Origin of the sequence: Mycobacterium avium subsp. avium, from assembly GCF_009741445.1 — a bacterium.
Taxonomy (GTDB): Bacteria; Actinomycetota; Actinomycetes; order Mycobacteriales; family Mycobacteriaceae; genus Mycobacterium; species Mycobacterium avium.
Genome location: NZ_CP046507.1, coordinates 2239290 through 2263639, shown reverse-complemented (window position 1 = coordinate 2263639; position 24350 = coordinate 2239290). Strand labels below are relative to the sequence as shown.

Genomic DNA, 24350 nt, shown 5'->3' with positions numbered 1-24350 from the left:
GCGGGGCGTGGGTAACGCACTGACCCGGCTGCTGGGCCGGGGTAAGGACACCACCAAGACCGCCGAGCCGGCCGACGACGACGGCGCGGCGGCCGACACCGGCGCCGTCCCGGACGGCGCGCCGGAGGCCGACGACGAGCAGGACCAGCAGGTCACCGACGAGCCCACGAAGGCGTCCCAGAAGGCGTCCAAGAAGGCGTCCACGAAGGCCTCCAAAAAGGAGTCCAAGAAGGCGCCGAAGGACAAGCCGAAGGACGGGAGCTCGCACAGCCGGTTCGGGGCCTGGCTCAGCCGGCCGATGACGTCGTTTCACCTCATCATCGCCATCGCGGGGCTGCTGACCACGCTGGGTCTGATCATGGTGCTCTCGGCGTCCGGGGTGCGCTCCTACGACGCCGACGGGTCGGCCTGGGTGATCTTCGGCAAGCAGGTGCTGTGGACGGTGATCGGGCTGATCGCCTGCTACGCCTCGCTGCGGATGTCGGTGCGGTTCATCCGGCGCGTCGCGTTCACCGGCTACGTCGTCACCGTCATCCTGCTGGTGCTGGTGCTGGTGCCCGGGATCGGCAACCTGGCCAACGGATCGCGTAAGTGGTTCGTCGTCGCCGGGTTTTCCATGCAGCCCTCCGAGCTGGCCAAGATCGCCTTCGCCATCTGGGGCGCGCACATGCTGGCGGCCCGCCGCCTGGACCGGGCCAGCCTGCGTGAGCTGTTGATCCCGCTGGTGCCGGCCGCGGTGATCGCGCTGGCGCTGATCGTGGCGCAGCCCGACCTCGGGCAGACGGTTTCGCTGGGCATCATCCTGCTGGCCCTGCTGTGGTACGCCGGCCTGCCGCTGCGGGTGTTCATCACCTCGCTGCTGGCGGTGTTCATGGCCGGCGCGGTGCTGGCGATGTCGGCCGGATACCGCTCCGACCGGGTGCGGTCCTGGATGAACCCGGAGAACGACCCGCAGGACACCGGCTATCAGGCCCGGCAGGCGAAATTCGCGCTGGCCCACGGCGGGATCTTCGGCGACGGGCTCGGGCAGGGCGTGGCGAAATGGAATTACCTGCCCAACGCGCACAACGACTTCATCTTCGCGATCATCGGCGAGGAGCTCGGCTTCATCGGCGCCTTCGGGCTGCTGGTGCTGTTCGGCCTGTTCGCCTACACCGGGATGCGGATCGCCCGCCGCTCGGCCGACCCGTTCCTGCGGCTGTTGACGGCCACCACCACGATGTGGGTGCTGGGCCAGGCGTTCATCAACATCGGTTACGTGATCGGCATCCTGCCGGTCACCGGCATTCAGCTGCCACTCATCTCCGCGGGTGGAACATCCACGGCGGCAACGCTTTTCATGATCGGGATCATGGCCAATGCGGCCCGTCACGAGCCCGAGGCGGTGGCCGCGCTGCGCGCCGGCCGCGACGACAAGGTGAACCGGCTGCTGCGACTGCCGCTGCCCGAGCCGTATTCGCCGACGCGGCTGGAGGCGTTCCGCGATCGCAAGCGGACCGGTCCGCAGCAGGCCCCGAAATCGGCCCCGAAATCGCGCCCGGCGCCGCGCAAGGGCGCCAAGCCGGCCGGGCGCAAGCCCACCCGCAACGCCGGCCGCAACGCCACCCGCAATGCCGGCTTCCATGCCGACGCGCCGCTGCCGCCCCCGCTGCCCCGCACGGCCGGCCGGGCGGGCCGCCAATCTGGGGGTAACACCCGCGCCCGGGCAAGGCATCATGGATCTGGCCAGCGCTATGCCAGTCTGGGAGCCAACTCCGGAGCAAACCCGGCAGCCAGTTCGCGCGCCGGCCAGCGTCAGCCACGGCGCGCACGGGCATTGGAAGGTCAGCGTTACGGGTGAACGACACGGTCAAGAAGCCGACCGGCGGGCGGGGGGACGATCCTCTGCCCGCCGGTGCCGCGTTGTCGGCCGTTGCACCTCATGAGCCGGTGTCGGTGGTGCTGGCCGGCGGCGGCACCGCCGGCCACGTCGAGCCGGCGATGGCCGTCGCCGACGCGCTGAAGGCCCTCGACCCAAACGTCCGGATCACCTCGCTGGGCACCGCGCGCGGGCTGGAGACCCGGCTGGTGCCCGAGCGCGGCTATGACCTCGAGCTCATCACGCCGGTGCCGCTGCCGCGCAAGCCCACCGGCGACCTGGCCCGGCTGCCGTCGCGGGTGTGGCGGGCGGTGCGCGAAACCCGGGCCGTGCTCCACGCCGTGGACGCCGACGTGGTGATCGGATTCGGCGGCTACGTGGCCCTGCCGGCCTACCTGGCCGCCCGCGGCGTCTCACCGCGCAAGCCCAGGGTGCCGGTGGTGATCCACGAGGCCAACGCCAGCGCCGGGCTGGCCAACCGGGTGGGCGCCCGCACCGCGCAGCGGGTGCTGTCCGCGGTGGCCGATTGCGGCCTGCCCGGCGCCGAGGTGGTCGGCGTCCCGGTGCGCGAGGCCATCACCTCGCTGGACCGCGCGGCGGTGCGCGCCGAGGCGCGTCGGCACTTCGGATTCGCCGACGACGCCCGGGTGTTGCTGGTGTTCGGCGGCTCGCAGGGCGCGGCCTCGCTGAACCGGGCGGTGTCCGGCGCCGCCGCGCAGCTGGCCGCCGCCGGCGTGTCCGTGCTGCACGCGCACGGCCCCAAAAACACGCTCGACCTGCGCGAACCGCAGCCCGGCGACCCGCCCTACGTGGCGGTGCCCTACCTGGACCGAATGGACCTGGCCTACGCGGCCGCCGACCTGGTGATCTGCCGGTCCGGGGCGATGACGGTCGCCGAGGTGTCGGCGGTGGGGTTGCCGGCCATCTACGTGCCGCTGCCGATCGGCAACGGCGAACAGCGGCTCAACGCGCTGCCGGTGGTCAACGCGGGCGGCGGCATGGTGGTCGCCGACGCCGACTTGACGCCGGAGTTGGTCGCCCGGGAGGTGGCCGGCCTGGTGGGCGACCCGCCGCGGCTGGCGGCGATGACGACGGCCGCCGCGCGGGTCGGGCATCCCGACGCCGCGCGCCGGGTCGCCCAGGCGGCGCTGGACATCGGCAGAACGGCGCGGCGCGCCCGCGGCGCGACCGGGGGCAGGCCGTGACCACCGACCAGCTGCCCGCCGAGCTGGAACGGGTGCACATGGTCGGCATCGGGGGAGCCGGCATGTCGGGCATCGCCCGCATCCTGCTCGACCGCGGCGGCCTGGTGTCCGGCTCGGACGCCAAGGAGTCGCGCGGCATCCACGCGCTGCGCGCCCGCGGCGCCCAGATCCGCATCGGGCACGACGCGTCGTCGCTGGATCTGCTGCCCGGCGGCCCCACCGCGGTGATCACCACCCACGCCGCCATCCCGAAAACCAATCCCGAACTCGTCGAGGCGCGGCGGCGCGGCATTCCGGTGATCCTGCGTCCGGCCGTGCTGGCCAAGCTGATGGATGGCCGCACCACCCTGATGGTGACTGGCACGCACGGCAAGACGACGACGACCTCGATGCTGATCGTCGCGCTGCAGCACTGCGGGCGCGACCCGTCCTTCGCGGTCGGCGGCGAGATGGGGGAGGCCGGGACCAACGCCCACCACGGCAGCGGCGACTGCTTCGTCGCCGAGGCCGACGAAAGCGACGGCTCGCTGCTGGAGTACACGCCCGACGTCGCGGTGGTCACCAACATCGAGACCGATCACCTGGACTTCTACGGCAGCGCCGACGCCTACATCGCGGTGTTCGACGCGTTCGTGGAGCGGCTGGCCCCCGGCGGCGCGCTGGTGGTGTGCGTCGACGACCCGGGCGCGGCCGCGCTGGCCCGGCGCACCGCCGAACTCGGAATTCGGGTGCTGCGCTACGGATCCGGGTCGCACGGCCAAGCCCCGTCCGGCGAACCGCTGGCCGCCACCCTGGTGTCCTGGCAGCAGCAGGGTACCGAGGCGGTCGCCCAGATCCGGCTGGCCGGCGAGCAGCAACACCCGCTGGTGATGCGGCTCTCGGTGCCGGGGCGGCACATGGCGCTCAACGCGCTGGGCGCGCTGCTCGCGGCGATCGAGATCGGCGCGCCGACCGAGGCGGTGCTGGACGGGCTGGCCGGCTTCGAGGGGGTGCGCCGCCGCTTCGAACTGGTCGGCACCGCCGGTGGGTCGGCCCCCAGCTCGACGGTGCGGGTGTTCGACGACTACGCCCATCACCCCACCGAGATCGCCGCCACGCTGGCGGCGGTGCGCACCCTGCTCGAACAGAGCGGCGGTGGTCGCAGCATCGCGGTGTTCCAGCCCCATTTATATTCGCGCACAAAGGCTTTCGCCGAGGAGTTCGGTCACGCCCTGGACGCCGCGGACGAGGTTTTCGTGCTGGACGTCTACGGCGCGCGCGAACAGCCGCTGGCCGGTGTCAGCGGAGCCAGCGTCGCCGAGCACGTCAGCGTGCCGGTGCGCTACCTGCCGGACTTCTCCGCGGCCGCCGAGCAGGTCGCCGCGGCCGCCGCGCCCGGCGATGTCATCGTCACCATGGGGGCCGGCGACGTCACGCTGCTGGGCCCCGAGATCGTCACCGCGCTGCGGGTGCGGGCCAACCGCGGTGCGCCGGGGGCGTTGCGATGACGCAGCCGGACCCCGAACCGACCGGGTCGGGCCCGGCCGACGTGGTGGGCGAGGCCGTCACCGAACCGCTGTTCGTCGGCACCGGCCCGCAGCAGCGCGCCGATGGCGGCGCGGAGCAGGCCGAGGTGGAGGGGCCGCGCCGGCGGGCCCGCCGCGAGCGAGCCGAACGCCGCGCCGCGCAGGCCCGGGCCATGGCCATCGAGGAGGCGCGCCGCGAGGCCAAGCGCAGGGCCGCGGGGCGGCCGGTCAACCAGCCCAAACCCGTTGCGCGCGGCGTGGTTCGGGGCCTGAAGATGTTGATGGTGACCATCCTGCTGGTGATCGTCGGGATCGGTCTGGCCCTGGTCCTCTACTTCACGCCGGCGATGTCGGCGCGCAACATCGTCGTCGTCGGCACCGGCGTGGTGACCCGGGAAGAAGTGCTGGACGCGGCGCGGGTGCGGCTGGGCACGCCGCTGCTGCAGATCGACACCGGCCAGGTCGCCGACCGGGTGGCGGCGATCCGGCGGGTGGCCAGCGCACGAGTGCAGCGCCAGTACCCGTCCGCGCTGCGGATCACCATCGTCGAGCGAATCCCGGTGGCGGTCAAAGACTTTCCCGACGGGCCGCACCTGTTCGACCGCGACGGCGTGGACTTCGCGACCGGGCCGCCGCCGCCGGCGCTGCCCTACCTCGACGTCGCCGACCCGGGGCCCAACGACCCGGCGACCAAGGCCGCCCTGCAGGTGCTGACCGCGCTGCGACCCGAGGTCGAGGGTCAGGTGGGCCGGATCGCGGCGCCCTCGGTGGCGTCGATCACCCTGACCCTGGGCGACGGCCGGGTGGTGATCTGGGGGACCACCGACCGCACCGACGAAAAGGCCGAGAAGCTGGCGGCGCTGCTGACCCAGCCGGGCAAGACCTACGACGTGTCCAGCCCCGACCTGCCGACGGTCAAGTAGCGATGTTCGTCACGCCCGCGCCGCCGGGATCCGCCATACCGAGCGCTCACCGCCGCCGCGGTGGGAAAAATGCCCAAAATTTGCGGGACGCGCGTCGGCGCGCCTGCGGGGTTAGCGCGCGCTGTGCCCATACCGTTCTGGTTGCGCGGAACTACTTGACATAACTCTAACTCTATGGTTGAGGTTGAGGGTTTGCCGGGAGGGCCGCCGACGTCCGGAGGAGCCCACCGCCGGGAGAGCAGCCAAGCCCATCAGGGAGGAAGACGAATGATGACCCCCCCGCACAACTACCTGGCCGTCATCAAGGTCGTGGGTATCGGTGGCGGCGGCGTCAACGCCGTCAACCGGATGATCGAACAGGGACTCAAGGGCGTGGAGTTCATCGCGATCAACACCGACGCGCAAGCGCTGTTGATGAGCGATGCCGACGTCAAACTCGACGTCGGGCGCGACTCCACCCGTGGACTGGGCGCCGGCGCGGACCCCGAGGTCGGCCGCAAGGCCGCCGAGGACGCCAAGGACGAGATCGAGGAGCTGCTGCGCGGCGCCGACATGGTGTTCGTCACCGCCGGCGAGGGCGGCGGCACCGGGACCGGCGGGGCGCCCGTCGTCGCCAGCATCGCGCGCAAGCTCGGCGCTTTGACCGTGGGCGTGGTCACCCGGCCGTTCTCGTTCGAGGGCAAGCGGCGCAGCAACCAGGCCGAGGCGGGCATCAACGCGCTGCGGGAGAGCTGCGACACCCTGATCGTCATCCCCAACGACCGGCTGCTGCAGATGGGCGACGCGGCCGTGTCACTGATGGACGCCTTCCGCAGCGCCGACGAGGTGCTGCTCAACGGTGTGCAGGGCATCACCGACCTGATCACCACGCCGGGGCTGATCAACGTCGACTTCGCCGACGTCAAGGGCATCATGTCCGGCGCGGGCACCGCGCTGATGGGCATCGGCTCGGCCCGCGGCGAGGGCCGCTCGCTCAAGGCCGCCGAGATCGCCATCAACTCGCCGCTGCTGGAGGCCTCGATGGAGGGTGCGCAGGGCGTGCTGATGTCCATCGCCGGCGGCAGCGACCTGGGGCTGTTCGAGATCAACGAGGCGGCCTCGCTGGTGCAGGACGCCGCCCACCAGGACGCCAACATCATCTTCGGCACCGTGATCGACGATTCGCTGGGCGACGAGGTGCGGGTCACCGTCATCGCGGCCGGCTTCGACGCCGCCGGGCCGGGGCGCAAGCCGGTGATCGGCGGCAGCGCCGACAAGGGGGAGAAGACCGGCGGCGCGCACCGGATCGAGTCGGCCAAGGCGGGCAAGCTCACCTCAACGTTGTTCGAGCCGGTCGACGCGGTCAGCGTGCCGATCCACACCAACGGCTCGACGCTGAATATCGGCGGCGAGGACGACGACGTGGATGTGCCGCCTTTCATGCGCCGCTGAGGCCATGGACTCGACCCGCCTGGCGGACAAGCGCTTTGCGGATACTGGTCACGTGAGCGTTCGCATCCGCCGGGTGACGACCACCCGCGCCGGTGGTGTCTCCAAGCCCCCGTTCGACAGTTTCAACCTGGGCGACCACGTCGGCGACGACCCGGCGGCGGTAGCCGCCAACCGGGCCCGGCTGGCGGCCGCCCTCGGGCTCAAGCCCGACCGCGTGGTGTGGATGAACCAGGTGCACGGCGACCGGGTCGAGGTGGTCCACGGGCCCCGCGACGGCGCGGTGGACGCGACCGACGCGCTGGTCACCGGCACCGCGCGGCTGGCGCTGGCCGTGGTGACCGCCGACTGCGTTCCGGTGCTGCTGGCCGACGCCCGCGCCGGGGTGGCCGCGGCCGTGCACGCCGGTCGGGTCGGGGCCCAGCGCGGCGTGGTGGTGCGCACGGTGGAGGCGATGCGGGCGCTGGGCGCGCAACCCGCCGACATGTCGGCCCTGCTCGGCCCGGCGGTCAGCGGCGCCAACTACGAAGTGCCGGCGGCAATGGCCGACGAGGTCGAGGCGGCGCTGCCGGGCAGCCGCACCACCACCGCGGCCGGAACGCCCGGACTGGATCTGCGGGCCGGAATCGCTTGCCAGCTAAGGGAATTGGGTGTCACCGCAATCGACATCGATCCGCGGTGCACGGTGGCGGACCCGGCATTGTTCAGTCATCGCCGCGACGCGCCGACCGGACGGTTGGCCTCCCTGATCTGGATGGAGTGACGGCGATGACGGCAGGGACACCGGCCCCGGACAGCGCCGGCGACCGCGAAACGGAATTGACGCACGCCCTGGCGGCGGTGCGCTCGCGGCTGGCGGCGGCCGCCGAGGCGGCGGGCCGCAATGTCGCGGAAATCGAAGTGCTGCCGGTCACCAAATTCTTCCCGGCGACCGATGTCGTGACGTTGTCCCGATTGGGTTGTCGCGCCGTCGGCGAATCACGCGACCAGGAAGCGACGGCGAAGGTGGCCGAAGTCACGCGCCTGTTGGCGACGTCCGCGCGGACGAACGTGGCGATTCCGCGCTGGCACATGGTGGGCCACATCCAGCGGAACAAGGCCCGGTCGGTGGCCCGCTGGGCGCACACCGCGCACTCGGTCGACAGCACCCACCTGGTGTCCGCGCTCGACCGGGGAGTGGCGGCGGCCCTGGCCGACGGCGGCCGCACCGACCCGATGCGGGTGTACGTCCAGGTCAGTCTCGACGGCGACGAGTCGCGCGGCGGCGTGGACATCTCCCGGCCCGGCGCCGTCGACGAGGTGTGCGCGCAGGTCGCGGCGGCGAACAACCTGGACCTGGTCGGCTTGATGGCCATCCCGCCGCTGAACTCCGATCCCGACGAGGCGTTTGACCGGCTGCAATCCGAGCATCGGCGGGTGCTCGAGACGCATCGCAACGCGGTGGGGCTGTCCGCCGGCATGTCCGACGACTTCGAAATTGCCGTCAAACACGGTTCGACATGTGTGCGTGTCGGTACCGCGCTATTGGGCCGTCGCCCGTTACCGTCACCGTAAGTAGTCACTGCAGTAACAGCTTCATCACTAACACCAGCAATCTCAGGGGCTAGAAGGGTCAACGCAATGAGCACACTGCACAAAGTCAAGGCGTATTTCGGGATGGCCCCAATGGACGACTACGAAGACGAGTACTACGACGACCGCGCGCCGTCCCGCGGTTTCCCGCGGCCGCGATTCGACGACGGGTACGGCCGCTACGACGGTGACGACTACGACGACCCGCGCCGCGAGCCGGCCGACTACCCACCGCCCGCCGGCTACCGCGGCGGCTACGCCGAGGAGTCGCGCTACGGCGCCGTCCACCCGCGCGAGTTCGAGCGCCCCGAGATGGGCCGGCCGCGGTTCGGGTCCTGGCTGCGCAACTCCACCCGCGGCGCGCTGGCGATGGACCCGCGCCGGATGGCGATGATGTTCGAAGAGGGCCACCCGCTGTCGAAGATCACCACGCTGCGGCCCAAGGACTACAGCGAGGCCCGCACCATCGGCGAGCGGTTCCGCGACGGCACCCCGGTCATCATGGACCTGGTCTCGATGGACAACGCCGACGCCAAGCGGCTCGTCGACTTCGCGGCCGGGCTGGCGTTCGCGCTGCGCGGCTCCTTCGACAAGGTCGCCACCAAGGTGTTCCTGCTCTCACCCGCCGACGTCGACGTGTCGCCGGAGGAGCGCCGCCGGATCGCCGAAACCGGTTTCTACGCATACCAATAACCTCGACCGCCCGGCGTCGCCGCCGGCGGCGCGATGCCCCTTCGGACCAGGTGAGATGGGGCATCGCGCCCGGAGTCGGTAGGCTGGCAGGCGCCGCGCAGGTCCGCGGCGCTTGGCTCTCATCCGCCAGGTCATCGGCAAGGTCATCGGTAAGGTCGGGGCACTTCAGTTGGTGTTGTTCTTTCAGATCCTCGGGTTTGCGCTGTTCATCTTCTGGCTGCTGCTCATCGCCCGGGTCGTCGTCGAATTCATCCGCTCGTTCAGCCGGGACTGGCATCCCACCGGGATCACCGTGGTGGTGCTGGAGATCATCATGTCGATCACCGATCCGCCGGTGAAGCTGCTGCGCCGGCTGATCCCGCAACTGACCATCGGAGCGGTTCGCTTCGACCTGTCGATCATGGTGCTGCTGCTGGTCGCGTTCATCGGGATGCAGTTGGCGTTCGGCGCGGCGGCCTGATCCGGTCCTGATCCGGCTTGTCCCGCGCGGCGCCGTTCAGCGGGGGTGACGTGGGGCCGGATTCCGGCCCGGAGACGGTTCGGCCACGTTTTAGCGTCGGTTTGGTTCCGCCGATTTAAAAATTCTAAGGTTTCGGATTTTATTGGCCTCACTGTTTGAAATTGGTTCTTATTTATTGGGCTAATCGGCGACCGTCGCGCCTGGTGTGACAGGATGGACGGCAGTTGCACGACGGCTACCACTGCGTTCTACACTTTCCAGAACGTTCGACAGGAACTTGAGGGGACGAAACAATGCCGCTTACACCAGCCGACGTCCACAATGTGGCGTTCAGTAAGCCACCGATCGGCAAGCGGGGCTACAACGAAGACGAGGTGGATGCCTTCCTCGATCTGGTGGAAGCCGAGCTGACGCGACTCATCGAAGAGAACAGCGACCTGCGGCAACGGATCGAAGAGCTGGACCAGGAGCTCGCCGCCGGTGGCGGTGCCGCCGCGCCGGCCGCCGCCGCGCCCACTCAGGCCATTCCTGTCGCCGAGCCCGAGCCGGTCAAGGCCGCGCCGGCCGCCGCCGTCAGCAACGAGGAGCAGGCCATCAAGGCCGCGCGGGTGCTGAGCCTGGCCCAGGACACCGCCGACCGGCTGACCAGCACGGCGCAGGCCGAGTCGGAGAAGATGCTGGCCGATGCGCGGGCCAACGCCGACCAGATCCTCAGCGAGGCCCGCAGCACCGCCGAGACCACGGTCGCCGAGGCCCGGCAGCGCGCCGACGCGATGCTGGCCGACGCGCAGGCCCGCTCGGAGGCCCAGTTGCGTCAGGCCCAGGAGAAGGCCGACGCCCTGCAGGCCGACGCCGAACGCAAGCATTCCGAGATCATGGGCACCATCAACCAGCAGCGCACGGTGCTGGAAGGCCGCCTCGAGCAGCTGCGCACCTTCGAACGCGAATACCGCACCCGGCTCAAGACCTACCTGGAGTCCCAGCTCGAGGAGCTCGGCCAGCGCGGCTCGGCCGCGCCGGTGGATTCCAGCGCCGATGCGGGCGGGTTCGACCAGTTCAACCGGGGCAACAACTAGCCGCTGACTGGGCTCTGAGTCGTGCCGGTCACGCGCCGAGCTTCGGGGTTGGCACACTAGGTCTGAAACAAGGTCTGCAAGACCGCGGTCCCGCTCGTCGCCTGGAGGATGACTGATGCTCATCATTGCGCTGGTATTGGCCCTGATCGGGCTCGTCGCGTTGGTGTTCGCGGTCGTCACCAGCAACGAGCTGGTCGCCTGGGTGTGCATCGCCGCCAGCGTGGTGGGCGTGGTGCTGTTGATCCTCGACGCGCTGCGGGAGCGCCAGCAGCGCGACCTGGGCGGTGACGAGGCCCACGAGGACGCTGACGAGGACGCGGACGAGGCGGGCGCCGACGAGGACGACTTCGTCGACTATCCCGAGGACGCCCCCACCGAAAGCACTGCCGACGCCACCGAAAGCACCGAAGCCACCGAGCCGTCCGACCAGTCGGATCAGTCAGGGCAGGCCGGGCGGTCCGAGGAATCCGCCGTCCCGGCCGACGGCCGCGGCGATGAGTCCACGCACTGACGTTCCGCGCGCTCAGCCGGTCGGTGTGGCCAGCAGCTCACGCACCTCGTCGTCGCTGACCTGGTGAAAGTCGCCGTACACCTGCCCGACGGCCTCGAATCCCGGCGGCGTGCTCAGGCACACCACCTCGTCGGCCTCGCGGCCCAGCTCGCGGCAGGCCGACTCCGGTCCCACCGGCACGGCCACGACTATCGATCTGGGCGTCGCGCCGGTCGGGCCGGACCTCAACGCGCGCACCGCGGCCAGCATGCTGGCGCCGGTGGCGATCCCGTCGTCGACCAGGATCACGACCTTGTCCCGCAGGTCGGCCATCGGGCGATCGCCCCGGTAGGCGTGCTCGCGCCGCGCCAGTTCGGCCGTCTCGCTGTCGATCACCGCGCGCACCTGCTCGTCGGTGATGCGCAGGCTGCTCACTACGTCGTCGTTCATCACCACGCCGCCGCCGCTGGCCAAGGCGCCCATCGCCAGCTCCGACCAGTTCGGCACCCCGAGCTTGCGCACCAAAAACACGTCCAGCGGGGCGTGCAGCGCCGCGGCGATCTCCCAGGCCACCGGCAGGCCGCCGCGGGCCAGCCCGAACACCAGCACGTCGCCGCGGTTGCGGTAGCCCATCAGCTCCCCGGCCAGCGCGCGCCCGGCCTCACGGCGGTCGCGAAAACTGCGCATCGCCGTTCGCCGGAGAAAGCCGTTCGGTCGGTTCATCGGTGGTGTCCCAAAGGTGTCTTCCAAGCCTACTGGCAGCTACGCCCACGCATCGGCGAGCCGGCCTCGCTGCCGTCGTTCCAGGGGATGGCGCCGACGGCCGGCAACATGTCGACCCGGCGACCGGACAGGTCGTGGCGCACCCGCACGGTCCGGTCGACGAGTCGGATGTCGCATTCGCCGGGGCCGTCGCGAAGGGTGTTGTGCAGCTTGGTGTTTCGTAGCATCACCCACTTGTCGAGCTTGTTGTCGGCCATGGGGATAACGCTTTCGGATGTCGCCTGCTCGGCCGGTTACCCGATCGGCCGGCCCTCACACGCGCAGGGTGCATCGGCAGCGAGAAAGCTCTGGAACAAGACGAAAAATATGTGTGATCGCGGCGTCGCCGCTGAACACACTCCATCGGCTCGCTCGCCTCAGTGGTGTGTCCGAGGGGGGACTTGAACCCCCACGCCCATTAGTAGGGCACTAGCACCTCAAGCTAGCGCGTCTGCCATTCCGCCACTCGGACAAGACCAACCGGCATGGGTTGGCAGCTAAGGCTATCGGATTGCCCGCCGCTAACCCAATCCAGCTGCTCGGGCCCGGGCCCGGGAGCCCTCCGGCAATGGTAGGAAAGGAGGTTGTGACCATCCAGAGCGGGGCGAGCGAGGTGACGGCCAACCCGAGCGACGACGTCGTCGAGGTGGTCAGCACCCTGATCCGGTTCGACACCACCAACACCGGCGAACCGGAGACCACCAAGGGCGAGGCCGAGTGCGCGCAATGGGTCGCCGAGCAGCTGGCCGCGGTGGGCTATGCGCCGCATTACGTCGAGTCCGGCGCGCCGGGCCGCGGCAATGTGTTCGTCCGCCTGCCGGGTGCCGACAGTTCGCGCGGCGCGCTGCTGATCCACGGGCATCTCGACGTGGTGCCGGCCGAGCCGACCGAGTGGAGCGTGCACCCGTTCTCCGGCGCGGTCAAGGACGGTTTCGTCTGGGGCCGCGGCGCGGTCGACATGAAGGACATGGTCGGCATGATGATCGTGGTGGCCCGGCACCTGAAGCGGGCCGGCATCGTGCCGCCGCGCGACCTGGTGTTCGCGTTCATCGCCGACGAGGAGCACGGCGGGACGTTCGGCGCGCAGTGGCTGGTCGACAACCGGCCGGAGCTGTTCGCCGGGGTCACCGAGGCGATCGGCGAGGTGGGCGGCTTCTCGCTGACCGTGCCGCGCCGCGACGGCGGCGAGCGTCGGCTCTATTTGATCGAGACGGCCGAAAAGGGGCTGTCGTGGATGAAGCTCACCGCCCGCGGCCCGGCCGGGCACGGGTCGATGGTGCACGACCAAAACGCCGTCACCGCCGTCGCCGAGGCCGTCGCCCGGCTGGGCCGCCATCAGTTTCCGCTGGTGCTGACCGACACCGTCAACCAGTTCCTGGCCGCGGTCAGCGAGGAGACCGGACTGACGTTCGACACCCAATCGGGCGACCTGCGCGGCGTGGTCGAAAAGCTCGGCCCGATGGCGCGCATGCTCAAGGCCGTGCTGCACGACACCGCCAACCCCACCATGCTCAAGGCCGGGTACAAGGCCAACGTCGTCCCGGCGATCGCCGAGGCGGTGGTGGACTGCCGGATCCTGCCGGGCCGCAAGGCTGCGTTCGAGGCCGAGATCGACGAGCTGATCGGGCCGGACGTGACGCGGGAATGGATCAAGGACTTCTCGTCCTATGAGACCGGCTTCGACGGCGACCTGGTCGACGCCATGAATGACGCCGTGCTGGCGCTGGACCCGGATGCCCGCACCGTGCCGTATATGCTGTCCGGCGGTACGGACGCGAAATCCTTTGCGCGCTTGGGTATTCGCTGTTTCGGTTTCAGTCCGCTGCGGTTGCCGCCCGACCTGGATTTCACCGCATTGTTCCATGGTGTCGATGAGCGGGTACCCATCGATGCGCTGCGGTTCGGCACCGACGTGCTGACCCACTTCCTGACCCACTGCTAGTTGACCGACGCAAGCCGATCACACGAGAGGACCGCCATGAGCACAGCTCCTGACCCGTACGCATCGCTGCCCAAGCTGCCGACCTTCACGCTGACCTCGCAATCGCTGACCGACGGTGGAACCCTGGCCAAGCCCCAGGTCAGCGGGATCATGGGCGCCGGCGGGGAAGACGTCAGCCCGCAGCTGAGCTGGTCGGGTTTCCCGGCCGAGACCCGCAGCTTCGCCGTCACCGTCTACGACCCCGACGCCCCGACGGCCTCCGGGTTCTGGCACTGGGCGGTGGCCAACCTGCCGGCCGACGTCACCGAGCTGCCCGCCGGTGCCGGCGACGGCAGCAATCTGCCCGGCGACGCGCTCACCCTGGTCAACGACGCCGGGCAGCGCCGCTACATCGGGGCGGCGCCGCCGCCCGGACACGGCCCGCACCGCTACTACATCGCCGTGCACGCCGTGGATACCGAAAAGCTGGACCTGCCCGAGGACGCCAGCCCGGCCTTCCTCGGGTTCAACCTGTTCCAGCACGCCATCGCGCGCGCCGTCATCCACGGCACCTACGAGCAGAAGTAGGTCAGCACCGCGGCCGCTGCCGCCGTTCCGGGCGCCCCGGCCGCTCCGGGCGCGAATCACTTGCGCCACATTGGTCCCGGTGTTCCCAGCGCGGCGGTTTTTGTCGTAGGCCCGCCGTAGTGTTTCGAACATGCATTCGAGCACTCGGGAGGAGATCCGGGCGGACGTCGACGCGCTGCGTGCCGCGGTCTCCCGCGTGCTCGGGCATTCGTATGACGCGCTGACCACGCCGGAGCGGCTGCGGTTGCTGGAGATCTTCGACCGCGAGACCCGCCGGCTGCGGGTGCCCGGGCACCAGCTGATCAACCAGCTTGCCGAGCAGTCGGATCCCACCGAACTCGGCGGCAGGCTGTCGTTCGCGTTGGCCGAGCGGCTGCACATCACTCGCAGCGACGCGAGTCGCCGGATCGCCGAGGCGGCCGACCTGGGCCCGCGCCGGGCGCTGACCGGGGAGCCGTTGCCGCCGCTGCTGCCCGCCACGGCGGCGGCCCAGCGCGACGGGGCGATCGGCACCGACCACGTGGCGGTGATCCGGCAGTTCTTCGACCAGCTGCCGGAGGCGGTGGACGTCGAGACCTGCGAGCACGCCGAACGGCAACTGGCCGCCCAGGCAACCCAGTTCCGGCCGGATCAACTGTCCAAGCTGGCCCGCCGGCTGATGGACTGCCTCAACCCCGACGGCCGCTACAGCGACGAAGACAGGGCGCGGGCGCGCGGGCTGGTCCTGGGCAACCAGCAGGCCGACGGCATGTCCCGGCTGAGCGGCTGGCTCACCCCGGAGGCGCGCGCGGGCTGGGAAGCGGTGCTGGCCAAGCTGGCCGCGCCGGGGATGTGCAACCCCGACGACGACGCGCCGGTGGTGGACGGGCCGCCGCCGGAAGCGGCGTCGCAGCGCGACAGCCGCAGCGCGGCCCAGCGCAACCACGACGGCCTCAACGCGGCCCTTCGTGCGCTGCTGGCCGGCGGAAAGCTGGGGCAGCACAACGGGTTACCAGCATCGATCATCGTCACCACCACCCTGCGGGACCTCGAGTCCGCGGCCGGTAAGGGGCTGACGGGCGGCGGCACCCTGCTGCCGATGTCCGAGGTGATCCGGCTGGCCCGCCACGCCCACCACTACCTCGCCGTCTTCGACAACGGCAAACCGCTGGCGCTGTACCACACGAAACGCCTGGCCTCGCCGGGGCAACGAATCGTCTTGTACGCCAAGGACCGTGGCTGTTCGCACCCGGGCTGCGACGTTTCGGGCTATTACTGCGAAGTCCATCATGTCACCGGTTACGCCAAATGCGGCCGCACCGACATCGACCAACTGACCTTCGCCTGCGGCGGCCATCACCCGCTGGCCGAGCAGGGCTGGATCACCCGCAAGAACGGCCGAGGCGAGACCGAATGGATCCCACCACCGCATCTGGAGCGTGGTCAGCCACGGGTGAACTCGTTTCACCACCCCGAGGACATGCTGTGCGACACCGAAGACCAGCAAGACCAGCAAGACCAACAAGACCAAGCCGACGAGGAAGACGGCGCCGCGTGAGTCAACCCGATTCGCGCGCCGCCGACCCGACGGCGTCGCGCAGCGAGGCGAACCCGCCATCGCGCAGCCGCTGCGCGATGCCGTCGTGAATCTGCTTGGCCCACAAGCCTCCTCCGTAGACGAAGCCCGTGTAGCCCTGCAGCAGGGAGGCGCCCGCGGTGATCCGCTCCCAGGCGTCGTCGGCGGTCTCGATGCCGCCGACACCGATCAGCACCAGGCGATCGCCGACCCGGCCGTAGAGCCGGCGCAACACCTCGACCGCGCGGCGGGCCACCGGCGGCCCGGAGATGCCGCCGGCGCCCAGCTCGTCGATCCCCGCCGTGCGCAGGCCGTCCCGCGACACCGTGGTGTTGGTGGCGACGATGCCGGCCAGGCCGAGTTCGACGGCCAGGTCCGCGATGTCGTCGACGTCGGAGTCGGACACATCCGGCGCGATCTTCACCAGCACCGGTGTGGACGTCTCGGCGAGAACGGCCGACAGGATCGGCCGCAGCGACCCCACCGCCTGCAGATCGCGCAGCCCGGGCGTGTTCGGCGAGCTGACGTTGACCACCAGATACGACGCCAGCGGGCCGAGCAGCCGCGCGCTTGCCCGGTAGTCGTCGACGGCCTGATCCGGCGGCGTCGCCTTGGTCTTGCCGATGTTGACCCCGATCGGGATGTCGGGCTGTCGGCGGGCGAGCCGCACCGCCAGCGCGCCGGCGCCGAGATTGTTGAAGCTCATCCGGTTGAGCAGCGCCCGGTCGGCGGGCAGCCGGAACAGCCGCGGCGCCGGGTTGCCGGGCTGCGGGCCGGCGGTGACGGTGCCGATCTCGGCATATCCGAAACCCAGCGCGCCCCAGGCGTGCAGCCCCAGCCCGTCCTTGTCGAAGCCGGCCGCCAGCCCCAGCGGCCCCGGGAAGCGCACCCCGAACACCGTGCTGGCCAGCACCGGATCCGTCGGAGCCAGCAGTCGGCGCAGCAGTCGCCGGGGCCAGCCGACGGCCGTGACGCCGCGCAGCAGCGCGAACACCAGCGTGTGAATCCGCTCGGCGGGTACCAGGAAAAACAGCTGCCGCGCCACGCCATACCACCGATGGCCGCCGCCGCGCGGTGCCGGGGGCGCCCCGCTCACAGTTGCGGCTGGTCGGGCCGCCGCCCCTCGAAGCCGCCAGCATCGACACGAGATTTCTTGCGGCGCAACAACACTCGCCTGCTGCCGTCGGTGTACAGCCGCACCCTGGTCAACTCCCAGCCGCGGTATTCGGCCTCGATGGACAACCGGGTGGACGCGCTGACCCGGGTCACCTCCGGCGGCAGACGCAGCGGCACCCACTCGTATTCATCGGACAGCTCGCTGTCCCAGCCCGCGGGCAAACGGGCGCGCCGCGCCGCCGTCAACGTTTACCCGCCGCGTGGTCGATCACCTGAACTCCCGCGCCGGACCCGGACACCACGTACAGGGTGTCCGACGCTTCGTCGAAGGCCAGGGAGTTCGGTTGCTGCACGGTCGGGTAACGCACCTTTTCGACGGGAATTCCGGTGGACAGATCGTAACCAATGACGATATTGGAAACGGTCTGCGAAACCCAGGCTAACGCGCGGGAACCGGCCAGGCCGTAGGGCGCCTGAGGAACCGGGTAGGCCTGGCGCAGGATCAGCGGATCCACGCCGTACACCAGCAACTGGCCGCCGCGGGTGTCGGCCACCAGCACCCGGCCCGCCGCGTCGGCGGCCATGGTGGTGGCGCCCCGGCCGGCCCGCAGCGCCTGCTGGGCCCGGCCGTCGGCGCCGATCGTGGTCACCGAGGTCTGCCCGCGGTCCAGCACCACCGTCGTATTGCCTTGGGTGGCAAGCGAATCGACCCGCGCGAAGATCTTGCTCCGGTTGGCGACGGCCGCGGTAGACCCAGTGGTAGACCCAGTGGTAGGCACGGCCGGCGTCGGGGAGGCCAGCGTGTAGACGGCGCCGTCGGCGCTGCCCAACACCAGCGTGCCGTCGGCGCGTTGGGCCACCGCGGTGAACTCGGTCTGCGCCGCATCGGCGACGCCCACCCGCACGACGCGGCCGGTGGCCAGATCCAGCACGAAGTAGCCGCCGCGGGTGGCCAGGTAGACCGCGCCGCGGCCGTCGCCGGTCAACGCGGTCGCCGGGCCGGGCAGGGCGGCGACCCGCGGCGGGACCTGCGGGTCGCCGAACAGGGTGACGCTGGCCGGATCGGAAGCCGCGGCCAGCACCGCCAGCTGGTGGGTGCCGGCGTCGAACACCGCCGCCGCGGCGTGCGCGGCCAGTGGCCGCACCGACCCGGCCGGCTGCTGCGCTGACGGCGGCGACACGGCCGCGCCCGCGGGTTCGATGGTCGGGGGCGCGCCGCGCAGCGGATTCGACGAACACCCGCTCAGCAAAAGCGCGACACCCCAAATGCAGCCTTGAATCGCCAGCTTGTGGCGCCCTCGCCGGAGCAGCGCGTGTGGTAACAGCAATGGGTTTCCCTGGGTGCGACGGCGGGACAAGACAAATTCTAGGGAACGGTTTCGCATCCAACCGGGCCGTGCTGCCTGCGTCCGGGCCCAGGGGCGAGGTATGGTCGGCCTATGGCCGTCACCGCTGACCGTCATATGGCGCAGAAAGAGTTTGCTGTCGAAGACATGTCGACAGGAATTTTCGCTAGCGGATATGGACAAGTCGGAGATGGACGCAGTTTTTCGTTCCATATCGAAAACCGCTCACTTGTCGTCGAGGTTTACCGGCCGCGCCTGGCCGGGCCCGTTCCGCAGGCCGAAGACGTGGTCGCCACCGCAGTCCGCAGCCTGGTCGACATCGACCTCACCGACGAACGCAGCTTGACCGCTGCGGTGCGCGACTCCGTGGCCCACGCCGAGCCCGTCTCCCGGTAGTCGTTTCGGGTCCGGGCGCCGCCCACCGGGTAGCGTCGGGGTCGACATGACCGTCATCCTGTTACGACACGGCCGCTCCACCTCGAACACCGCGGGCGTTCTCGCCGGCCGTTCCGAGGGCGTCGACCTCGACGACAAGGGCCGCGAACAAGCCGCCGGCCTGATCGACCGGATCGGTGACCTGCCGATCCGGGCGCTGATCAGTTCGCCTCTGCTGCGCTGCCGCCGCACCCTCGAGCCGCTGGCCGACACGCTGTGTCTGGCGCCGCTCGTCGACGACCGGCTCGCCGAAGTGGACTACGGCGAATGGACGGGTCGCAAGATCGGCGAGTTGGTGAGCGAGCCCTTGTGGAAGGTGGTGCAGGCCCACCCCAGCGCGGCGGTATTCCCCGGCGGTGAGGGCCTGGCGCAGGTGCAGGCGCGCGCGGTGGCGGCGGTCCGGGAACACGATCGGCGGCTGGCGGCAGAGCATGGCGCCGACGCGCTGTGGGTGGCGTGCACACACGGCGACGTCATCAAGGCGGTGATCGCCGACGCGTACGGCATCCACCTGGACGGCTTCCAGCGGGTCACCGCCGACCCGGCGTCGATCAGCGTGATCCGGTACACCGAGCTGCGCCCGTTTGTGTTGCACGTCAACCACACCGGCGCGCGGCTGTCCGCGCCGCTGCGGGCCGGACCGGCGCCGCCACCAGACCAGCACGACGACCACGACCACGACACAGGCGACAAAGCGCACACGGATCCTAAGTCCAACGGCGAATCGCAGGCGGCGCCGGCGACCTCGGTGCCGTCCAGCGACGCGGTGGTCGGTGGTTCGACGGATTAATTCGGCTGCCACCTCGATCGGATCGCACAGCGATGGCGGCAGCCGGTATTTTGGAGGTTGCCATGGCCCGCGCAATTCATGTCTTCCGCACACCCGACCGCTTCGTGGCCGGGACCGTTGGCCAGCCGGGAAACCGCACCTTCTACATCCAGGCGGTGCACGACTCCCGGGTGGTGTCGGTGATCTTGGAGAAGCAGCAGGTTGCGGTGCTCGCCGAACGGATCGGCGCGCTGCTGCTGGAGGTGAACCGCAGGTTCGGCACGCCGGTGCCGCCGGAGCCCGACGAGGTCGAGGACCTGAACCCGTTGATCACGCCGGTGGACGCCGAATTTCGGGTCGGCACCATGGGCCTGGGCTGGGACTCCGAGGCGCAGACCGTGGTGGTCGAGCTGCTGGCCGTCACCGACGCGGAGTTCGACGCCTCGGTGGTGCTCGACGACACCGAGGAGGGCCCCGACGCGGTGCGGGTGTTCCTGACGCCGGAGTCGGCGCGGCAATTCGCCACCCGCTCCAACCGGGTGATCTCGGCAGGCCGTCCGCCGTGCCCGCTGTGCGACGAACCACTGGACCCGGAGGGCCATATCTGCGCACGGGCCAACGGCTATCGGCGCAGCGCGCTGCTCGGGTCTGACGATGACCCCGAGATATGACGACCGTGAGGTGTTGCGCGACGGCGAGCTGACGGTCATCGGACGGATCCGCTCGGCCAGCAACGCCACCTTCTTGTGCGAGGCGACGCTCGGCGACCGCGCCGTGCACTGCGTCTACAAGCCGGTCGCGGGGGAGGCGCCGCTGTGGGACTTTCCCGACGGAACGCTGGCCGGCCGCGAACTGGGCGCCTACCTGGTGTCCACGCAGCTGGGCTGGAACCTGGTGCCCTACACGGTGATTCGGGACGGCCCGGCCGGTCCCGGCATGCTGCAGCTGTGGGTGCGGCAACCCGGCGATGCGGTCGGTGAGGTCAGTGAGGCCGGCGAGTCGGGTGCTGAACAGCCCGATCCGGGACCGGACCTGGTCGACCTGTTCCCCGTCGGCGCCTCGCCGCCGGGCTACCTGCCGGTGCTGCGCGCTTACGACTACGCCGGCGACGAGGTGGTGCTGATGCACGCCGACGACCCTCGGCTGCGCCGGATGGCCGTGTTCGACGTGCTGGTCAACAACGCCGACCGCAAGGGCGGGCACGTCCTGTGCGGCGTCGACGGCCGGGTCTACGGCGTCGACCACGGGGTGTGCCTGCACGTGGAGAACAAGCTGCGGACGGTGTTGTGGGGCTGGGCCGGCAAGCCGGTCGACGACGACACCCTGGCCGCCGTCGCCTGCCTGGCCGAGGCGCTCACCGGCCCGTTCGGCGACGAACTGGCCGAGCAGATCACCCGGGCGGAGATCGCCGCGCTGCGCCTGCGCGCGCACGCGCTGCTGGACAATCCGGTGATGCCCGGCCCCAACCGGCATCGCCCGATCCCGTGGCCGGCCTTCTAGCTTCCCGGGCTTTTCGGGCTTTTCCGGCCGGGCGCCGCCGTCGGCGATACTGAAGCGGTGACCCCCCCGCAACCCGTCGGACGAGATGACCGACGCCGCGCTGGCCGCCGATCTCGCCGCCGAAGCGGGGGAATTGCTGCTGAAGGTCCGCGACGAGGTCGGCTTCGGCTATCCGTGGGCGCTCGGCGACGCGGGCGACAGTCTGGCGAATGCGCTGATCCTGGGACGGTTGCAGGTCGAGCGGCCGGACGATGCCGTGCTCAGCGAGGAGGCCTACGACGACCTGTCCCGGCTGCAGCACGACCGGGTGTGGATCATCGACCCGCTGGACGGCACGCGCGAGTTCTCCACGCCGGGCCGCGACGACTGGGCCGTGCATGTCGCGCTGTGGCAGCGCCCGACCAACGGCCGGCGCGAGATCACCGACGCCGCGGTGTCATTGCCGGCCCGCGGCAACATCGTGTACCGCAGCGACACCGTCACCGCCAGCGCCGCGCGCGTCGGCGTCACCGACACCATCCGCATCGCCGTCAGCGCCACCCGGCCGCCCGCCGTTTTGCACCGGATGCGCCAGCGGTTGCCCATCCAGCCCGTCGCGATCGGTTCGGCCGGCGCCAAGGCGATGGCGATCATCGACGGCGTGGTCGACGCCTATCTGCACGCCGGGGGTCAGTGGGAGTGGGACTCGGCCGCCCCGGCCGGGGTGGTGATGGCCGCCGGGATGCACGCATCGCGGCTGGACGGTTCGCCGATGCGCTACAACCAGCTCGACCCCTACCTGCCAGACTTCGTCATGTGCCGCGCCGAGCTGGCGCCCGTGCTGCTGGGCGCGATCCGCGACGCGTGGCGCTAGGTGATCGAGCATCCAGTCCCGCCACTTGCCCAGCCACCGGTCGCGGCCGCCGACCCCCATTTGCTGCCACCGCGGCTGCGCGGCCGCAGCCGGGCGGCCACCGCCTCGACTGCGGCGGGGCCAGCCACCGGGACGCGGCCCACGACCTGTCCGGTGGCAGGGCAGGTGACGACGATTTCTTGGGGAGTGCCCGGGACCGCGGTGTCGGTTCGCTCAGTTCGTGTCGGTCGACATGACAACCACCCCGTTCGGCGGCCTCGACCGGATTTGCTCGATACCCGACCCAGCAAACCACAAATCGGGCGAGGGCGATAGCGCGGCCGGGGCGCCGCGCGGCGGGCGACGCAGCCCCGCCGAGCGGCTCCGCCTAGGCTGATTGTCATGCGGTCGTGGTCCTCCCCACAGGTTCCCCAATTACCGGGACGCGGCCCCGAGCTTCGGCTGTATGACACCTCCGATCGGCAGGTGCGCCCCGTGGCGGCCGGCGCCGGGCCCGGTTCGGCCGCCACCATGTACGTCTGCGGCATCACCCCCTATGACGCGACCCACCTGGGCCACGCCGCAACCTATTTGGCGTTCGACCTGATCTACCGGCAGTGGCTCGATCTCGGGCACGACGTGCACTACGTGCAGAACGTCACCGACGTCGACGATCCGCTGTTGGAGCGCGCCGCGCGGGACGGCATCGACTGGCGGGCACTGGCCGAGCGCGAGGTGTCGCTGTTCCGCGAAGACATGGCCGCGCTGCGCATCTTGGCGCCCCGCGACTACGTCGGGGCGACCGAGGCGATCGCCGACGTGGTCGAGCTGGTCGAGAAGATGCTGGCGTCCGGCGCGGCCTATGTCGTCGACGGCGAATTCCCCGACATCTACTACCGCGCCGACGCCACGCTGCAGTTCGGCTACGAGTCGGGCTACGACCGCGAGACCATGCTGCGACTGTTCGCCGAGCGCGGCGGCGACCCGCAGCGGCCCGGCAAGACCGACGCGCTCGACGCCCTGCTGTGGCGGGCGGCGCGGCCCGGCGAGCCCAGCTGGCCGTCGCCGTTCGGCAACGGCCGGCCGGGGTGGCACGTCGAGTGCGCGGCGATCGCGCTCAGCCGCATCGGCAGCGGCCTGGACATCCAGGGCGGCGGCAGTGACCTGATCTTCCCGCATCACGAATTCACCGCCGCGCACGCCGAATGCGTGCGCGGCGAGCGGCGATTCGCCCGCCACTACGTGCACGCCGGGATGATCGGCTGGGACGGGCACAAGATGTCCAAGAGCCGCGGCAACCTGGTGCTGGTGTCGCAGCTGCGCGGCCGCGGAGTGGAGCCGGCGGCCATCCGGCTGGGCCTGCTGGCCGGGCACTACCGCGGGGACCGCTACTGGAGCGACCAGGTGCTCGACGAGGCGACCGCCCGGCTGCGGCGCTGGCGCACCGCGACCGCGCTGCCCGCCGGACCGGACGCCACCGACGTGATTGCCCGAGTGCGCCAATACCTGGCCGACGACCTCAACACGCCTAAAGCGCTTGCCGCACTTGATGGTTGGACCACCGATGCGCTCGACTACGGCGGCCACGACACCGCGGCGCCCCGGCTGGTGGCAAGCGCCGTCGATGCGCTGCTGGGAGTGGCCCTGTAGCCGATGCGCCTCGGTCCGTCCTGAAAGAGGCTGCCGCGCAATCTCATTCGATGGGCGCCTGGACGCGAGCCCGAAGCGACAGCGGCCGGCTCGTGCCGCGCGTTTCGATGACGGGTCCGGTGCAGACGGGTCCGGTGCATACGCCTAGGGCGCCGTTTCGGCAAGTCGCCGGTGAACAGTGCGGCGCTTCAGGGCGGTTATCCACAGCCGGGCGGCATTGGCGATTTCTGTTGTCGGTATCGCGCTGTTGAATGTCGAGCGTGGAGCTGGACCGGGCGATGAGGCTGCGAGGCGGCGTGTGTCGACGTCACCGCAAATTGTGTCGATGTTTGCTAGAAATTGATCTTGGTAAGTCCCGTGAGCCTATGAAACAGCTGTATAACTGCAACAATAATTAACACAGACGTCGAAACAGGGCGGCTCACAAAATTTGCTGTGAAGTCTAGCCCGGGAGTATATTTCTCGGCAACTGCTGGACCCTAGAAGGAGTAAGTCCGGTGCATACGACGAGTGGGCTCGCGGGGCCGTCACCAGACGGTCTGTCGCGTCGACCGCCGCGTCGTGATCGTCGGCCACAAGAGCGTCGCGTGGCCGCTACCGCTCGAGTCGAACGTGGGCCCGAGTCGGATTTTGGACGCGCTCCACTGGGCTCGCGCCTGGCTTCGC

The 24350-nt window shown here is 70.4% G+C and carries 24 protein-coding genes, 1 tRNA gene and 1 pseudogene; 20 read left to right on the top strand and 6 right to left on the bottom strand.

Going from position 1 to position 24350, the window contains the following annotated elements:
* Positions 1 to 7: 7 nt before the first annotated feature.
* The 11 genes from ftsW (at position 8) to MAA44156_RS10510 (ending at position 11231) form a co-directional block, all read left to right on the top strand.
* On the top strand, positions 8 to 1840 hold the full coding sequence (gene ftsW, locus MAA44156_RS10565) for a putative lipid II flippase FtsW (RefSeq protein WP_009976559.1): 1833 nt from the start codon (positions 8 to 10) through the stop codon (positions 1838 to 1840).
* The gene (gene murG, locus MAA44156_RS10560) at positions 1837 to 3063 is read left to right on the top strand and encodes an undecaprenyldiphospho-muramoylpentapeptide beta-N-acetylglucosaminyltransferase (RefSeq protein ID WP_011724732.1); all 1227 of its coding nucleotides are present in this window, start codon (positions 1837 to 1839) and stop codon (positions 3061 to 3063) included. The genes ftsW and murG overlap by 4 nt, the downstream gene beginning before the upstream one ends.
* A complete protein-coding gene (gene murC / locus MAA44156_RS10555) occupies positions 3060 to 4550 on the top strand; it encodes a UDP-N-acetylmuramate--L-alanine ligase (RefSeq protein ID WP_009976563.1) in 1491 nt (496 codons plus the stop codon). Before murG ends, murC begins: the two co-directional genes overlap by 4 nt.
* A complete protein-coding gene (locus MAA44156_RS10550; protein ID WP_009976564.1) occupies positions 4547 to 5491 on the top strand; it encodes a cell division protein FtsQ/DivIB in 945 nt (314 codons plus the stop codon). The genes murC and MAA44156_RS10550 overlap by 4 nt, the downstream gene beginning before the upstream one ends.
* Positions 5492 to 5761: 270 nt before the next feature.
* Positions 5762 to 6922: a cell division protein FtsZ gene (ftsZ, locus tag MAA44156_RS10540; RefSeq protein ID WP_003872223.1), complete on the top strand. Its 1161-nt coding sequence runs from the start codon at positions 5762 to 5764 to the stop codon at positions 6920 to 6922.
* Positions 6923 to 6974: 52 nt separating this feature from the next.
* Positions 6975 to 7682, top strand: a complete 708-nt coding sequence (pgeF, locus tag MAA44156_RS10535) for a peptidoglycan editing factor PgeF (RefSeq protein ID WP_011724736.1) — start codon at positions 6975 to 6977, stop codon at positions 7680 to 7682.
* A 5-nt stretch (positions 7683 to 7687) separates the two neighbouring features.
* The gene (locus MAA44156_RS10530) at positions 7688 to 8473 is read left to right on the top strand and encodes a YggS family pyridoxal phosphate-dependent enzyme (protein WP_003878112.1); all 786 of its coding nucleotides are present in this window, start codon (positions 7688 to 7690) and stop codon (positions 8471 to 8473) included.
* 66 nt (positions 8474 to 8539) lie between these two features.
* Positions 8540 to 9184 carry a cell division protein SepF gene (locus MAA44156_RS10525; protein ID WP_003872220.1) on the top strand — a complete coding sequence of 215 codons (645 nt, stop codon included), beginning with the start codon at positions 8540 to 8542 and terminating at the stop codon, positions 9182 to 9184.
* 169 nt (positions 9185 to 9353) lie between these two features.
* The gene (locus tag MAA44156_RS10520) at positions 9354 to 9644 is read left to right on the top strand and encodes a YggT family protein (RefSeq protein WP_003878110.1); all 291 of its coding nucleotides are present in this window, start codon (positions 9354 to 9356) and stop codon (positions 9642 to 9644) included.
* Positions 9645 to 9937: 293 nt separating this feature from the next.
* Positions 9938 to 10720 carry a DivIVA-like cell division protein Wag31 gene (gene wag31, locus MAA44156_RS10515; RefSeq protein ID WP_003872218.1) on the top strand — a complete coding sequence of 261 codons (783 nt, stop codon included), beginning with the start codon at positions 9938 to 9940 and terminating at the stop codon, positions 10718 to 10720.
* Positions 10721 to 10835: 115 nt separating this feature from the next.
* Positions 10836 to 11231, top strand: a complete 396-nt coding sequence (locus MAA44156_RS10510; RefSeq protein WP_009976570.1) for a phage holin family protein — start codon at positions 10836 to 10838, stop codon at positions 11229 to 11231.
* A 12-nt stretch (positions 11232 to 11243) separates the two neighbouring features.
* Here MAA44156_RS10510 and MAA44156_RS10505 read toward each other — a convergent pair.
* The 3 genes and pseudogenes from MAA44156_RS10505 to MAA44156_RS10495 all read right to left on the bottom strand — a co-directional run.
* Positions 11244 to 11936 (bottom strand): annotated as a pseudogene (locus tag MAA44156_RS10505) (phosphoribosyltransferase); the annotation flags it as partial.
* A gap of 26 nt (positions 11937 to 11962) precedes the next feature.
* A complete protein-coding gene (locus MAA44156_RS10500; RefSeq protein ID WP_009976574.1) occupies positions 11963 to 12190 on the bottom strand; it encodes a crotonobetainyl-CoA--carnitine CoA-transferase in 228 nt (75 codons plus the stop codon).
* Between the two features lie 168 nt (positions 12191 to 12358).
* Positions 12359 to 12444 (bottom strand) — tRNA-Leu (locus tag MAA44156_RS10495).
* Positions 12445 to 12558: 114 nt separating this feature from the next.
* On the opposite strand from MAA44156_RS10495, the gene MAA44156_RS10490 reads away from it, so the two are divergent.
* From MAA44156_RS10490 to MAA44156_RS10480, 3 genes are all read left to right on the top strand, one after another.
* Complete coding sequence (locus tag MAA44156_RS10490) at positions 12559 to 13914, top strand: M20/M25/M40 family metallo-hydrolase (RefSeq protein ID WP_003878107.1); 1356 nt, start codon at positions 12559 to 12561, stop codon at positions 13912 to 13914.
* Between the two features lie 36 nt (positions 13915 to 13950).
* A complete protein-coding gene (locus MAA44156_RS10485) occupies positions 13951 to 14481 on the top strand; it encodes a YbhB/YbcL family Raf kinase inhibitor-like protein (RefSeq protein ID WP_003872213.1) in 531 nt (176 codons plus the stop codon).
* A 130-nt stretch (positions 14482 to 14611) separates the two neighbouring features.
* Positions 14612 to 16018 carry an HNH endonuclease signature motif containing protein gene (locus MAA44156_RS10480; RefSeq protein WP_009976575.1) on the top strand — a complete coding sequence of 469 codons (1407 nt, stop codon included), beginning with the start codon at positions 14612 to 14614 and terminating at the stop codon, positions 16016 to 16018.
* Between the two features lies 1 nt (position 16019).
* Here the strand turns inward: MAA44156_RS10480 and MAA44156_RS10475 are convergent, their stop codons facing one another.
* Genes MAA44156_RS10475 through MAA44156_RS10465 form a run of 3 tightly spaced genes read right to left on the bottom strand, consistent with a single transcriptional unit; the run spans position 16020 to position 18510 of the window.
* Positions 16020 to 17081: a quinone-dependent dihydroorotate dehydrogenase gene (locus tag MAA44156_RS10475; RefSeq protein WP_009976576.1), complete on the bottom strand. Its 1062-nt coding sequence runs from the start codon at positions 17079 to 17081 to the stop codon at positions 16020 to 16022.
* Positions 17082 to 17128: 47 nt separating this feature from the next.
* Complete coding sequence (locus MAA44156_RS10470; RefSeq protein ID WP_003872209.1) at positions 17129 to 17398, bottom strand: DUF5703 family protein; 270 nt, start codon at positions 17396 to 17398, stop codon at positions 17129 to 17131.
* Positions 17395 to 18510, bottom strand: a complete 1116-nt coding sequence (locus tag MAA44156_RS10465; protein WP_227974640.1) for a YncE family protein — start codon at positions 18508 to 18510, stop codon at positions 17395 to 17397. The genes MAA44156_RS10470 and MAA44156_RS10465 overlap by 4 nt, the downstream gene beginning before the upstream one ends.
* Positions 18511 to 18591: 81 nt before the next feature.
* Between MAA44156_RS10465 and MAA44156_RS10460 the strand changes: the two genes are divergently transcribed.
* The 6 genes from MAA44156_RS10460 to mshC all read left to right on the top strand — a co-directional run bounded on the left by MAA44156_RS10460 (position 18592) and on the right by mshC (position 23684).
* The gene (locus tag MAA44156_RS10460; protein WP_003872207.1) at positions 18592 to 18894 is read left to right on the top strand and encodes a hypothetical protein; all 303 of its coding nucleotides are present in this window, start codon (positions 18592 to 18594) and stop codon (positions 18892 to 18894) included.
* Between the two features lie 46 nt (positions 18895 to 18940).
* A complete protein-coding gene (locus MAA44156_RS10455; RefSeq protein ID WP_009976580.1) occupies positions 18941 to 19723 on the top strand; it encodes a histidine phosphatase family protein in 783 nt (260 codons plus the stop codon).
* Positions 19724 to 19785: 62 nt separating this feature from the next.
* The gene (locus MAA44156_RS10450; protein WP_003872205.1) at positions 19786 to 20373 is read left to right on the top strand and encodes a DUF3090 domain-containing protein; all 588 of its coding nucleotides are present in this window, start codon (positions 19786 to 19788) and stop codon (positions 20371 to 20373) included.
* Positions 20357 to 21202, top strand: a complete 846-nt coding sequence (locus tag MAA44156_RS10445; RefSeq protein ID WP_023879984.1) for an SCO1664 family protein — start codon at positions 20357 to 20359, stop codon at positions 21200 to 21202. Before MAA44156_RS10450 ends, MAA44156_RS10445 begins: the two co-directional genes overlap by 17 nt.
* An 85-nt stretch (positions 21203 to 21287) precedes the next feature.
* Positions 21288 to 22055 (top strand): 3'(2'),5'-bisphosphate nucleotidase CysQ, encoded by a 768-nt coding sequence (locus MAA44156_RS10440; RefSeq protein ID WP_009976582.1) that lies wholly within the window; start codon positions 21288 to 21290, stop codon positions 22053 to 22055.
* Positions 22056 to 22436: 381 nt separating this feature from the next.
* On the top strand, positions 22437 to 23684 hold the full coding sequence (gene mshC / locus MAA44156_RS10435) for a cysteine--1-D-myo-inosityl 2-amino-2-deoxy-alpha-D-glucopyranoside ligase (RefSeq protein ID WP_023869076.1): 1248 nt from the start codon (positions 22437 to 22439) through the stop codon (positions 23682 to 23684).
* The last annotated feature ends 666 nt before the right edge of the window (positions 23685 to 24350 follow it).